Below are 12,924 nucleotides of genomic sequence, written 5' to 3' on the forward strand. Positions count from 1 at the left end.
AAGTCGGGGTTCGAGCGGGTGGGCGAGGTGCCGCCGAAGCGGAAGAAGCGGGGCACGCAGCTGAGCCTGATCTAGGCGCGGGAGGGCGTCCGCCCTCCCGCGAGGCCGTCACAGCCTGCCGCCGCCGGTGGCGTCCAGCCAGTTGGCGGTGATCCAGCGGGAGTCCTCCGACGCCAGGAACGCCACCACGTCGGCGACGTCGGTCGGCGTGCCGACGCGGCCGAGGGCGTTCTGCGCGGACACGGCGGCCTGGCTGTCGGGGTTGTCGCGCAGCCAGTCCGCGTTCATGTCGGTGTCCACCGCTCCCGGCGCGACGGTGTTCACCGTGATGCCGCGCGGGCCGAGGTGCTGGGCCAGGGTCTTGCTGAACGTGTCCAGCGCGCCCTTGGTCATGGCGTAGGCGATGAGCTCGGGGTTGACGGCCCGTGTCACCCCGGAGGAGATGTTGATGATCCGGCCGCCGTCGCGCAGCCGGGGCAGCAGGCGTTGGACCAGGAGGAACGGGGCGCGGACGTTGGTGGTGAACACCCGGTCGAACTCGTCCGGGTGAATCTGCTCGATCGTTCCGCGCGCGACGACGCCCGCGTTGTTGACCACGATGTCCAGCTCGTCGGGCAGCGCCCGCACCAGGTCGTCCAGCTCGTCGGGCAACTCGGCGCGCACCGCGCCGGCCGCGCCGCCGTCGGCCCGGATCGACTCGACGACCTCCTTCGCCGCCGCGTCGTCGCGCGCGTAGTGCACCACGACGGTCGCGCCGTCGCGGGCCAGGCGTCGCGCGATGGCCCGGCCGATGCCCCTGCTCGCGCCCGTGACCAGCGCTGTCCTGCCGGTGAGCATGGGATCCCCCAATCTGTAGTGGTCGCTACAAATTGGCACTGTAGCGGTCGTTATAAAATCGCGCCATGGCTGGTCGCAGGAGGGCGTTCGACCGGGACGAAGTGCTCGACCGGATCACCATGGCCTTCTGGCGCGACGGGTTCGCCGCGACCTCGGTGGCCGACCTGACCGCGCTCACCGGCGTCAACCCGCCCAGCCTCTACGCCGCGTTCGGCGACAAGCGCGCGCTGTTCGACGAGGCCGTCCGGCACTACACCGCGGCCTACGGCGGGTTCATCGTCGCCGCGCTGCACGAGGAACCGACCTCCCGCCTGGCAATCCGCAGGCTGCTGCGCGAGGCCGCCGTCGAGTACACCCGGCCGGGCAGGCCGCCGGGCTGCCTGGTCCTGCACGCGCCCGAACTGGCCGAGCAGCGCCGCGCGACGGCCGCGATGGTGGAGGAGAAGATCCGCCACGACGTGCGCGGCGGCGCGCTGCCCGGCACCGCCGACCCGCACGCGCTGGCGCTGCTGGTCTCCGCGGTCATGCGCGGCATGTCCGACCTGGCCCGCGACGGGGCGACCGAGGCGGAACTCGCCGACGTCGCCGAGGCGGCCCTGTCCGCGTGGCCCGCACCCGTACCCTGAGAGGCGATCAGAAGGGGTGGTGGAGTTTCGTGGAGCTGGCCGGGTCGTTGCTGGAGTGGCTGCACGGCTGGTCCGGGATCTCCCTCTGCCCCGGTGACTGGGCTTGGACCAGCACCGCGCTCGGCGCCCTGATCGGCACCCTGCCGACACTGGCGGCGCTGCTGGCCATCACCGTGCGGCGCGTCGTCGGCAACTCCTACGGGCCGGTCACCGGCGCGATCTTCGCGGTGCTCGGGGTGAGCAGCACGCTCGTGCTGCCCTGGCTGCTGTTCACCAACACCTACAAGTTGTTGTCGCGACGCGCGCTGTGGGAGATGAGGTCGCTGGACAGCAGTCCGTGCGGCCCCATCACGCAAGCCGAGTACCTGGTCGAGGCCCCCTCGGCGCTGGACGCCTTCACCGGCGGCAGAGTGCTGTTCCTGATCGCCGCGTGCGGCACGGCCGGGCTGGCGCTGCTGTGCCTGGTCTTCGTCATGATGCAGGCGGGCTCGGCGTTCCGGCTGGGCCCGAACTGGCCGCGCCGGGTGTTCTGGCCGCCGTTCCTGGTGCTGCTCGCGGCGACCTCGCTGCTGCCCGTGACGCTGCTGGGCCACCTGCTGCTCGGGTTCTTCCCGGTCGCGCTGGTGGGCTCCCTGGTGGTGCGGGTTTTCGGGTTGACTACGGCCATGCTGAACCGCCCCGGCCGCGACCGCGGCACCCCCGCCGCCCAACCGGCGGCGTCCCGCGCGCCGCTCCAGCCGTCCCAGGGGCCCGCGCCCAAGTCGGAGCCCAAGCAGGTGCCGCCTCCCGCCGCCGCGACGCACCACTCGGCGCCCCACAGCGCGCCCCACAGCGCACCCCACAGCGCACCCCACAGCACATCCCCCAGCACATCCCACAGCGCAACCCCGAACCCAGCCCTGAGCGCGGGCCACAGCGCGCCGCACAGCACGCAGAAGCCGCCGCCCTACCAGCCCGCGCAGAGCCCGCCGTACCGGCCGGTGCCGCCCTACCAGCCGCCGCACCAGTACCCGCCGACGCGAGTCGCCGACTCGCGCCCGGTGGAGCCTCGCCCGGTCGAGCCGAAGCCGATGCGCGTGGAGCCGACGTCGCCGCCCGCCAAGCTGGCCGACACGCCCGGCCCCCTGCCGTTCGGCCTGGGCGGGGCGGCCTCCGGCTCCGCCCCGGTGCCGACCGCGCCCGAGCCGGGCAAGGTGTGGAACCCGGCGGGCGGGCGGTTCCGGCGCGTCCGGCAGCTGGGCCGGGGCGGGTTCGGCACGGTGTGGCTGGCCGTGGACACCCAGCTCGACCGCACGGTCGCGGTGAAGCTGGCGCACGCCCCGGACAACGACACCGAGCAGCGGATGCTGCGCGAGGCGCGGGCGCTGGCCGCCGTGCGCCACCCGAACTGCGTGCGCGTGTTCGACATCGTGCAGGACCCGGACGGCCTGGCCATCGTCATGGAGTACATCGACGGCCAGTCGCTGTCCGAGGTGGTGCTCAAGAACGGCCTGCTGGCCGACACCCTGGCCGCCCGGCTGTGGGTCAACATGGCCGACGCGCTGGCCGCCGCGCACGACCGGGGCGTGCTGCACCGCGACGTGAAGCCCTCCAACGTGATCGTCGACGGCGAGGGCACCGCGCACCTGATCGACTTCGGCATCGCCCGCGCCAAGGGCGACTCCACGCTCACCGCCACCGGCATGATGGTCGGCACCCCCGACTTCCTGGCCCCGGAGACCGCGCGCGGCGAGGCGGCCAGCCCGGCCTCGGACGCCTGGCAGCTCGCGGCGACGGTCAGCTACGCCCTGACCGGCCACCCGCCGCGCGGCGAGCGGGAGAACCCGATCTCCTCGCTGATGGCCGCGGCGCAGGGCGAGCCGTGCGTGAAGCTGCCCCAGCACAGCGCCCACCACCGGCTGCTGACCTCGGCGCTGGACCAGGACCCGGCGCGCAGGCCCAGCCTGACCGCCATCCGCGCGGAGCTGAGCGGCTGGCTGATGCAGGCCGGGGTGAGCAAGGAGGGGCCGGTCACGCAGCTGATCGGCAGGCCGGAGCCGCCCACCCGTCCCGCGCGCTGAGCGGCGGCGTCGCTCCCCGGCCGGTGGGCCGGAGCAATCGGCTTCATGCGATCGGGTGAAACCGGACAAGCCCGGTAACGGTGGTGTCGCCCATTCCGACCAAAGGCGATGACCCCGGCCCGACGTGTGCAGCGAGGTGGCGATGTCGTCGGAGCAGCACTGGCACGCGGCGCGGCTGATCCCCACCTCGGGCGGTGACCGCGCCGGGGAGCAGCGCCGCCGGGCGGCCTCCGCCCTGCTCGCGGTCATGTCCGCGGCCGACGGCTTCGGCCGCGCGCTGCTCCGGCCGCTGGGCGCGCCGGACGCCCCGGTGCGCGCCTACACCGAAGTGCCCTTCGACAACGGCGGCGTGGTCGACGGCGTCCTGCGGGTGGTGCGCGGCAGGCGGAGCTGGACGGCGCTGGTCGACGTGCGGACCGGCGCCGACGAGACCCCCGCCCAGCGGCTGGCGGACTGCCTGCGGGTGGCGCGCGAGCAGGGCTTCGACGCGGTGATCACCCTGTCCAACCAGGTGCCCCCGCTGCCCGCGCCCGAACCGGGGGAGGTCCTGCGGCAGCACTGGTCCTGGAGCGAGGTCCTGTGCGAGGCCGTGCGCAGGCGCGAGCACGCCGAGGCGGCCCAGGCGTGGGTGCTCGGCGAGTTGATCCGCTACCTCGTGCACCCCGACTCGGGGACGCTGCGGTTCGACGACATGGGGCCGGACTGGGCGCCGCTGCGCGAGGCCGTGCGGGCGGGCACGCCGCCCCCGACCCCCGCCGCCTCGGACGCGGTGCTGCGCTTCGAGGCCCTGCTCCGGTTATCCGCCCTGGAACTGGGCCGCGAGGCGGGCGTGGGGGTCACCCCGGCGCTGACCCGCCGGGAACTGGCCGACCCGACGTCGCGGGTGGCCGCGCAGGTCGCCCGGCTGACCGCCGAGGGGCGGCTGGCGGGCGGGCTGCGCATCGCGGGCGCGGTCGGGGCGCTGCGGGTCACCGCCGACCTGCGCGCCGACCTGGTGACCTGCCACGTCGACTTCGACGGGCCCGCCGAAGGCCGGTCGTCGACCAAGGTGGGCAGGCTGGTGCGGCAGCTCTCCGGTGCGCCGGACACCGTGCTGCTGGAGACCTTCACCCGCCGGGGGCGCGGCGCGGCCGAATCCCTGGGCGCGGTCCGGCGCGACCCGGCGCTGCTGGTGGCCGACCCGATGCGGGAGGTCCGCGGGTTCCGCGTCGCCCGGTCCACCCCGCTGGAGGCCGGGCGCGACGCGTTCGCCGGTTCCGTGCTGGCCGCCGTGACGGCCTTCTACCGCGACGTGGTGCGCGACCTGCGGCCGTGGACCGGCGTGCCGCTCACCGCCAGGACGGCAGCCAGCGCTGCGCGTCCCACATCTCCTGGGTGATCGGGTTGCCGTTGAGGATGGGCCACAGCCAGATGAAGTTGGCCACCACCAGACCCACGTACAGCGACACCACCAGCAGCCCCGTGCCGCGCCGCTCCTGACCGGCCCCGGCCCGGCCGAGGACCTCGCCCATGGCCAGCGTCAGCCCCAGCACCAGGAACGGGGCCATCGGCATCGCGTAGAAGTAGTACATCTGCCGGTCCAGGTTGGTGAACCAAGGCAGGTAACCGGCGGCGTAGCCGACCAGCACGGCCGCGTAGCGCCAGTCCAGCTTCCCGATCGCCTTCCACAGCGCCCACGCCAGCACCGGGAACGCCAGCCACCACATCGCGGGCGTGCCGATCAGCATGATCGCGCCCACGCAGGTGGCCGCGCCGCACCCGGCCACCGAGCCCTCGAAGTAGTACAGCATCGGCCGCAGGCCCATCGGCCACGTCCAGGGCTTGGACTCCCACGGGTGCCGGTTGGTCTCCGAGGTGACCAGGTTGGTGTGGAACTCCAGCACGTTGCCGCTGTAGTACCACAGCGCCCGCAGCGGGTCCGGCAGCCAGCCGTCCGCCGGGATCTTCACCCCCGCCACGTGCCGGTCGATCGCGGTCTCGCTGGCGAACCACGCCCACCACGTGCCCAGGTAGACCAGCAGCGGGATGGCCACCAGCGCGAACAGCGACGGCAGCACGTCCTTGGCGATCGCGCCCCGCCACGGGTGCTCCACCCCCGCCGCGCGCCGCGCCGTGGCGCTCCACACCACCGTCATCAGGCCGAACGCCGCGATGTACCACAGGCCCGACCACTTGACCGCGCACGCCAGCCCCAGCGCGACCCCCGCGCCAAAGCGCCACCAGCGGAAACCCAGCCACGGCCCGTAAGGCGAGTTGTTCACCCAGCCCTCGCGCACCGCCACGGCCAGCCTGCGCCGCACCAGGTCGCGGTCGGCCACCACGCAGGCGAACGCCACCACCACGAACGTGGTCAGGAAGACGTCCAGCATCCCCATCCGGGACTGCACGTGGCTCAGGCCGTCGGCGATCAGCAGCACACCGGCCAGCGCGCCCAGCAGGTCCGACCGGGTCAGCCTGCGCGCTACCCGCACCAGCACCACGATCGTCAGCGTGCCCGCCAGCGCCGGGACGAACCGCCAGCCCACCGCGTCGTAGCCGAACAGCCACTCGCCGATCGCGATCAGCTGCTTGGCCAGCGGCGGGTGCACCACCAGCTCGTAGCCCGCGTTGTCCTCGTAGCCGCCGTTGCGCAGCACCTGCGCGGCCTGCGGCACGTAGTGCTTCTCGTCGAAGATCGGGGTGCCCTTGTCGGTCGGGAACCCCAGGTTCCAGAACCGCACCACCCCGCCGATCAGCGCGATCGTGAGCGTGACCAGCCAGCCCCGCAGGCGGTTGTCCAGCGGACCGGGGTCGAGCACGCGCGCCCGTTCCTCTGCGGTGTTGGCAGGCGGGGGAGTGGTCGGCGGCACCTGGCCGACGTCGGCCACGTCGTCTGCGGACTGCGGTGCGATCAGGCTCACGGGGCCGATCGTAGGGTGAGTGGCGTGAGCCTTGTATCTGGATCAGGCCGTTTGGTGCTGGCGGCTACTCCGCTCGGCGACGTCCGGGACGCCTCGCCGCGCCTGGCCGAGGCGCTGGCCTCCGCCGACGTGGTGGCCGCCGAGGACACCCGCCGCCTGCGCTCCCTGGCCGCCGCGCTGGAGGTGACCCCCTCGGGCCGGGTGGTCAGCTTCTACGACCAGGTGGAGACCGCCAGGCTGCCCGGCCTGCTGGAGTCGCTGCGCGGCGGCGCGACGGTGCTGCTGGTCACCGACGCCGGGATGCCCAGCGTGTCCGACCCCGGCTACCGGCTGGTCGCCGCCTGCGTGGCGGAGGACCTGCCGGTGACCTGCCTGCCCGGCCCTTCGGCGGTGACCACCGCGCTGGCCGTGTCGGGGTTGCCGTCGGACCGGTTCTGCTTCGAGGGGTTCCCGCCGCGCAAGCAGGGCGAGCGGCAGCGCTGGTTCGCCGCGTTGCGCGCCGAGCCGCGCACGTGCGTGTTCTTCGAGTCGCCGCACCGGCTGGCGGCCACGCTGGCGGACGCGGCGCAGGTGCTCGGGCCGGACCGGCGGGCGGCGGTGTGCCGGGAGCTGACCAAGACCTACGAGGAGGTCCGGCGCGGCGGCCTCGGCGAGCTGGCCGACTGGGCCGAGGAGGGCGTGCGCGGGGAGATCACCGTGGTGCTGGCCGGGGCCGAGCCCACCGGCGCCCCGTCGATGGACGTGCTGGTGGCCGAGGTGAAGCAGCGGGTGGCCGACGGCGAGCGGCTCAAGTCCGCCGCCGCCGAGGTGGCCGAGGCCGCGGGCGTGAGCAAGAAGGCCCTCTACGACGCCGTAGTCGCCACCCCCTGACCCCCATCCCCGGCGAGTCGAACCCCCAGGACCCCCGAATTCAACGTTCGCGCACCACGAATTCGTCATTCGGGGCCCGCCGGGCGGCCTGCGGGCCGCAAATAGGCCAAGTGCGCGTCGGCGATGAGGCTTCGGGTCCTCAACAGGGAGTTCGCGCTCCGGGAGACCCAGTGCGCGCCGTTGATCCACAGCACGGCCTCGTCGGGGAATTCGAGTCCCCAACCGACGAACGGCTCGTCCGGATCGAACTTGCTCGTGCCGTAGATGGCGAACAGGCGGGGCGGGTCGACCAACAGGTCCAAGGGGTTCATGGGGTAACCATAGTGCGAAACGTTTCGCGCTTAGAATTACACAATTGAGTGAACGTCGATTTGTGCTACGTAGTGCCAAACTGTCGGCATGACCGTTCGGAACGATCCCTCCGCACTGCGTTGGCTCATCGGTGTGGAACTGGCGAACCACCGCAAGCAGGCCGCGATCACCCCTCAGCAGGTCCAGGAGGCGACCGGTATCGCGCGGGCCAAGCTCTCCAGCATGGAGAACGGGCGCTACCAGCAGATGCCCGACGACATCGTGGCACTGTTGGAGTTCTACGGGGTGCCACGGCACGACATCGACCGGCTGACGTCGCTGACCGGGCGCGGCGAGGGCAAGACCTGGTGGGCGCCCTGGTCGCACATCGTGCCGGACTGGTTCAAGACCTTCGTGGGGCTGGAAGGGCTCGCCGCGAGGGAGTTCGTGTTCGAGCCGATGGTGCTGCCCGGCCTGCTCCAGACCGAGGAGTACGCGCAGGCGATCACCGAGGCGACCGGCTTCGTGCGTCGGGACCACAGCGAGCGGTTCGTGTCCTTCCGCGTCGCACGGGCGAAGCGGTTGGTCGAGGACGAGCCGCTGGAACTGCACGCGGTGATCGGCGAATCGGCGCTCAGGCTGAACGTCGGCACCCCGGAGGTGCGGAAGCGGCAGTACGAGCACCTGATGACGCTGGCGAAGCGGCCCAACGTGACCGTCCAGGTCCTGCGCCCCGAGGACGGTCCGCACTCCTCGACGACCGGGAAGTTCGTCGTGTTGGAATTCGACCGCGCTCAGTCGATTGCTTACGCCGAACGGCTCGATGGTGCCGTCTACGTGCAGGACCCAGGTGACGTGGGCACTTATAAGATGGCCGTGGACAACCTGCGGTCAGTCGCGTTGTCCCCGCAGCAGTCCCTCGTGTTGGTCAAAGGTCTGATCAACGGCAGCTAGCCGGGAGGCTTCCGTGTCCGGTCTCCAGTGGTTCAAGAGCAGCTACAGCGCCAACAACGGCGACTGCGTCGAGGTCGCGTTCGTACCTGGTGGAGTGATGGCGCGGGACTCGAAGAACCCCCAGACTGAGAGCCTGCGGTTCTCCTCGACCGCGTGGCGAGCACTATTGGGGCGGTTGACGACCCGCTAGGAATCGGATGACCTCTTCGCCTGCCGCGACCCTGCGCGCTGTTCTGGCGCTGGTCGATCGCACCCGAGAAGTGGCATGTGAAGGTTTGGACAGGCTCGATGAAGCAGTCGAGTCACTTGGCGCTCTCGCCGGGAGCAACCAGCCGGAAGCGCACACGGCACTGGACTGCTTCTCGCGGGCTCAACAGGGTGGCGGCGAGCTGGTCGGCCGGTTGAGCGCCTTGCGCGCCGCAGTCGAGGGGGTGCTCGGTCGAGTCGTCGCGCTGTTGGGTGACGCTTCCCCAACGTCCGCTCCAGGGCCGGTGGACGGTCCGTATCAGGTCGCAATCGCGGCGGTTCGGCAGCGCATCGGTCGAACACCTCCCGGCGCGCGGACGCGAGGGGTGTGGGTGCGGTCCGACGGGTCAGTCGAAGAGCTTCAGAGCGGGGAAGCGACTCCCTGGTTCGAGGAGACGTACCAGCGCTTGCGTGTCCTCGGAGGTCCTCAGGGCAGAGCGCTCACCAGGTTGGCCACCCACATCGAGGTGCAGATGGTGCTGGCCCGGATGGGAACGGGACAGGTCGGTGGAGAGGTCACCCTCGTGCTGTCGCGTCCGCCGTGCGGCACACCACCGGATGCGGCCCAGCCTTTCACGTGCGACTCCCAGTTGAGCAACCTGATCCGCTCCACCGGCCGTGCCCTGAAGCTCACCGTCATCGATCCCGATGGCAAGGTCTGGAGCTACCCGAGAGGAAGAGCCGAACGATGACTTCCCCGCCAGTTCTGCGAGCCCGTTGGCGCGTGTATCGCGGACGCGCCCTGCCCGACGATGCCGGTCAGGCGGAGGTGACCACCCCGGAGGACGTGCGGGACTTGGTGCGGGCGCTGGCCGACCCGAACGCGGACGACGCCTACGTCACGCACCTGGGGCGTCCCACCGTGGTCCTGCCGCTGACCGGCGACGAGCCCGTGCCGGACCACGTGGTCCACCTCGCCGTCCGCGACGGGTGGGGCTACTTCGTCTACGCGGGCGTCGCCGACGGCTACCCGGACGGCTTCACCGGACACCCGAAGGGCGATCCGCGCTCACCGGGCACCCACGGTTCGCACGACGAGTACCCGCCTGCCAGCGGGCTGCCGTTGCCGCTGTTCACCGAAGTGCTCATCCGGTTCCTGGAAAGCGCCGAACTGCCCGACGCCGTCGAGTGGGTGGAGTTGAGGCCGGTCACGCCGATGTGAACCGGTCCATGCGAACGCACGGGTGCGCGAACGCGCGGTTCGCGGTGTCTGGGCGCTCGGTTCGCGGTGTTCGGGCGCGGGACTCGCGGCCAGTGGGAACCCGTTGGGCGGGCCTCCGTAGGCTTGCCCCATGAGTGCCCCCGTGTTGACCGCGGTGGCCTGGCCTTACGCCAACGGCCCCCGCCACATCGGTCACGTCTCCGGATTCGGTGTCCCCTCCGACGTCTTCTCCCGCTACATGCGAATGTCGGGCCACCGGGTGCTCATGGTCAGCGGCACCGACGAGCACGGCACCCCGATCTCGGTGCAGGCCGAGAAGGAGGGTCTGTCCACCCGCGAGCTGGCCGACAAGTACAACCGCGTCATCGCCGAGGACCTGCAGGGCCTTGGCCTGTCCTACGACCTGTTCACCCGCACCACCACCGGCAACCACTACCAGGTGGTGCAGGAGCTGTTCCTGTCGCTGTGGCGCAACGGCTACGTCGTGCCCAAGACCGAGATGGGCGCGATCAGCCCGTCCACCGGCCGCACCCTGCCCGACCGCTACATCGAGGGCACCTGCCCGATCTGCGGCTACGACGGCGCGCGCGGCGACCAGTGCGACAACTGCGGCAACCAGCTCGACCCGATCGACCTGAAGAACCCGCGTTCGCGGATCAACGGCGAGACGCCGAAGTTCGTCGAGACCGAGCACCTGTTCCTGGACCTGTCGCGGTTCACCGAGTCGCTGGGCTCCTGGTTGCAGACCCGCACCGAGTGGCGGCCCAACGTGCTCAAGTTCAGCCAGAACCTGCTGGACGACCTGCGTCCGCGCGCGATCACGCGCGACCTGGACTGGGGTGTGCCGATCCCGCTGGACGGCTGGCGCGAGCAGCCGATGAAGCGGTTCTACGTGTGGTTCGACGCGGTGATCGGCTACTTGAGCGCCAGCGTGGAGTGGGCGCGGCGCAGCGGCGACGACGACGCCTGGAAGGAGTTCTGGACCGGCGACGCCCAGGGCTACTACTTCATGGGCAAGGACAACATCGTCTTCCACTCGCTGATCTGGCCGTCGCTGCTGCTGGGCCAGAACGGCGCGGGCGACCGGGGCGGCCAGGCGGGCTCGTTCGGCACGCTGAACCTGCCCACCGAGGTGGTCTCCAGCGAGTTCCTGACCATGAGCGGGTCGAAGTTCTCCACCTCGCGCGGCACGGTCATCTACGTGACCGACTTCCTGCGCCAGTTCGGGCCGGACGCGCTGCGCTACTTCATCTCCGTGGCGGGCCCTGAGAACCAGGACACCGACTTCACCTGGGACGAGTTCGTCCGGCGGACGAACTTCGAGCTGGCCAACGAGTGGGGCAACCTGGTCAACCGGTCGATCTCGATGGCGCACAAGAACGTGGGCGCGGTGCCCGCGCCGACCGCGCCGACCGCCGCCGACCAGGAGCTGCTGGAGCTGTCCCGCAAGGCGTTCGACACCGTGGGCGGGCACCTGCGCCGGTCGCGGTTCAAGGCGGCCTCCTCGGAGGCGATGCGGGTGGTGAGCGCGGCCAACCGGTACCTGTCGGACCAGGAGCCGTGGAAGCTCAAGGACGACCCGGCCCGCCGGGACACCGTGCTGCACACCGCGTTGCAGGTGGTGCAGGACGCGAACACGCTGCTCACGCCGTTCCTACCGCACTCGGCGCAGAAGGTGCACGAGCTGCTGGGCGGCACCGGCGTGTGGTCGGCCCAGCCGCGGATCACCGAGGTGACCGACCTGGACGTGCCCGAGCGCGAGTACCCGGTGCTGACCGGTGACTACGCGGGCGAGCAGGCCAGGTGGGCGTCCACGCCGATCGAGGTGGGCCGCCCGCTGGACAAGCCGACCCCGCTGTTCGCCAAGCTCGACCCGGAGCTGGCCGAGACCGGCCCGGAGTGGGCCCCGATCGTCAGGTGACTCCCCGCAAGGGCGAGCGACCGCCGGTGCCGGAGCGCCTTCCGGCGCCGGTGGTCGACGCCCACACCCACCTCGACGCGTGCGGCGCGCGGACCCCGGAGGGCGTGCGGGAGGTGCTGGACCGGGCGGTCGCGGCGGGCGTGGACCGGGTGGTCACCGTCGCCGACGACATGGCCGCCGCCCGGTGGGCCGCCGAGGCGGCCACCTGGGACGAGCGGGTGTTCGCCGCCGTCGCCCTGCACCCCACCCGCACGTCGGACTTCAGCGACGCGGACAAGGCCGAGCTGAGCGCCCTGGCCGCGCAGCCGCGCGTGGTGGCCGTCGGCGAGACCGGGCTGGACTACTACTGGGACTACGCGCCCAAGCAGGCCCAGCACGAGGCGTTCCGGTGGCACGTCGACCTGGCCAAGCGGGTGGGCAAGCCGCTGATGATCCACGACCGGGACGCCCACGACGACATCCTCAAGGTGCTCGACGACGAGGGCGCGCCCGCCGACGTGGTCTTCCACTGCTTCTCCGGCGACCTCGACTTCGCGCGCGCGTGCGTGGAGCGCGGGTTCGTGCTGTCGTTCGCGGGCACGGCCACGTTCCGCAACGCGCACGCGCTGCGCGAGGCCGTGGCGTGGGTGCCGGAGGACCGCCTGCTGGTGGAGACCGACGCGCCCTTCCTCACGCCTCACCCGTTTCGGGGGCGTCCGAACGAGCCCTACTGCGCCAACTACACCCTCCGGGAGATCGCCACGCTGCGTCAGGTCGACGTGGCTGATCTCGCGGTCGCGGTCACCCGGAACGCCGAACGGATCTTCGGTCTTGGTGACGCGACGCGGTCGTAGCCGCGTTACGACGAATGGTCTACCCGGTTGCTCCGCCAACGAGGTGACTGGGATCACAAGAAAAGCGGGGGTGTTTGCACAACCCCCGTACACCCGTTACGGTCCCGTGACCGTGCCCCACAGTGCGACTCCCCGTCCACGGCGGGCGCGCACCCGCAGTCGGGGCGGGTACTGGACACCAGAAGCGATGAAGTCGAGCGAACGCGCGGGAGCTGCCGGGATCA

Annotated in this window: 13 protein-coding genes; 10 read left to right on the top strand and 3 right to left on the bottom strand. The window is 71.7% G+C overall.

Features of this window, described 5'->3' with window-relative positions; translation table 11 throughout:
• Positions 1 to 108 precede the first annotated feature (108 nt).
• Entirely contained in the window at positions 109 to 837 is a 729-nt protein-coding gene (locus IEZ00_RS17370) for an SDR family oxidoreductase (protein ID WP_189224320.1), read from the bottom strand.
• A gap of 65 nt (positions 838 to 902) precedes the next feature.
• On the opposite strand from IEZ00_RS17370, the gene IEZ00_RS17375 reads away from it, so the two are divergent.
• From IEZ00_RS17375 to IEZ00_RS17385, 3 genes are all read left to right on the top strand, one after another.
• Complete coding sequence (locus IEZ00_RS17375; RefSeq protein WP_189224321.1) at positions 903 to 1,463, top strand: TetR/AcrR family transcriptional regulator; 561 nt, start codon at positions 903 to 905, stop codon at positions 1,461 to 1,463.
• Between the two features lie 29 nt (positions 1,464 to 1,492).
• Complete coding sequence (locus IEZ00_RS17380; RefSeq protein WP_189224322.1) at positions 1,493 to 3,523, top strand: serine/threonine protein kinase; 2,031 nt, start codon at positions 1,493 to 1,495, stop codon at positions 3,521 to 3,523.
• 142 nt (positions 3,524 to 3,665) lie between these two features.
• On the top strand, positions 3,666 to 4,901 hold the full coding sequence (locus tag IEZ00_RS17385; RefSeq protein WP_189224323.1) for a stress response protein: 1,236 nt from the start codon (positions 3,666 to 3,668) through the stop codon (positions 4,899 to 4,901).
• Here IEZ00_RS17385 and IEZ00_RS17390 read toward each other — a convergent pair.
• Complete coding sequence (locus IEZ00_RS17390) at positions 4,852 to 6,423, bottom strand: dolichyl-phosphate-mannose--protein mannosyltransferase (RefSeq protein WP_189224324.1); 1,572 nt, start codon at positions 6,421 to 6,423, stop codon at positions 4,852 to 4,854. The two genes, IEZ00_RS17385 and IEZ00_RS17390, sit on opposite strands and share 50 nt — an antisense overlap.
• Positions 6,424 to 6,447: 24 nt before the next feature.
• Between IEZ00_RS17390 and rsmI the strand changes: the two genes are divergently transcribed.
• A complete protein-coding gene (rsmI, locus tag IEZ00_RS17395) occupies positions 6,448 to 7,293 on the top strand; it encodes a 16S rRNA (cytidine(1402)-2'-O)-methyltransferase (RefSeq protein WP_189224325.1) in 846 nt (281 codons plus the stop codon).
• Positions 7,294 to 7,358: 65 nt separating this feature from the next.
• Here rsmI and IEZ00_RS17400 read toward each other — a convergent pair whose 3' ends face one another.
• On the bottom strand, positions 7,359 to 7,604 hold the full coding sequence (locus IEZ00_RS17400; protein ID WP_189224326.1) for a hypothetical protein: 246 nt from the start codon (positions 7,602 to 7,604) through the stop codon (positions 7,359 to 7,361).
• An 88-nt stretch (positions 7,605 to 7,692) separates the two neighbouring features.
• Here IEZ00_RS17400 and IEZ00_RS17405 point away from each other — a divergent pair, with 88 nt between their 5' ends.
• The 6 genes from IEZ00_RS17405 to IEZ00_RS17430 all read left to right on the top strand — a co-directional run bounded on the left by IEZ00_RS17405 (position 7,693) and on the right by IEZ00_RS17430 (position 12,700).
• Positions 7,693 to 8,538 carry a helix-turn-helix domain-containing protein gene (locus IEZ00_RS17405; RefSeq protein WP_189224327.1) on the top strand — a complete coding sequence of 282 codons (846 nt, stop codon included), beginning with the start codon at positions 7,693 to 7,695 and terminating at the stop codon, positions 8,536 to 8,538.
• Positions 8,539 to 8,551: 13 nt separating this feature from the next.
• A complete protein-coding gene (locus tag IEZ00_RS17410; protein ID WP_189224328.1) occupies positions 8,552 to 8,728 on the top strand; it encodes a DUF397 domain-containing protein in 177 nt (58 codons plus the stop codon).
• Positions 8,729 to 8,735: 7 nt separating this feature from the next.
• Positions 8,736 to 9,476 (top strand): DddA-like double-stranded DNA deaminase toxin, encoded by a 741-nt coding sequence (locus tag IEZ00_RS38370; protein WP_506347066.1) that lies wholly within the window; start codon positions 8,736 to 8,738, stop codon positions 9,474 to 9,476.
• Between the two features lie 32 nt (positions 9,477 to 9,508).
• Entirely contained in the window at positions 9,509 to 9,946 is a 438-nt protein-coding gene (locus IEZ00_RS17420) for an Imm1 family immunity protein (protein WP_189224330.1), read from the top strand.
• A 130-nt stretch (positions 9,947 to 10,076) separates the two neighbouring features.
• Positions 10,077 to 11,867, top strand: coding sequence for a methionine--tRNA ligase (metG, locus tag IEZ00_RS17425; RefSeq protein ID WP_189224331.1), 1,791 nt, complete (start codon positions 10,077 to 10,079; stop codon positions 11,865 to 11,867).
• Positions 11,864 to 12,700, top strand: a complete 837-nt coding sequence (locus IEZ00_RS17430; RefSeq protein WP_189224332.1) for a TatD family hydrolase — start codon at positions 11,864 to 11,866, stop codon at positions 12,698 to 12,700. The genes metG and IEZ00_RS17430 overlap by 4 nt, the downstream gene beginning before the upstream one ends.
• Positions 12,701 to 12,924 lie beyond the last annotated feature (224 nt).

This window comes from Saccharothrix coeruleofusca (assembly GCF_014648515.1).
GTDB classification, from domain to species: domain Bacteria; phylum Actinomycetota; class Actinomycetes; order Mycobacteriales; family Pseudonocardiaceae; genus Actinosynnema; species Actinosynnema coeruleofuscum.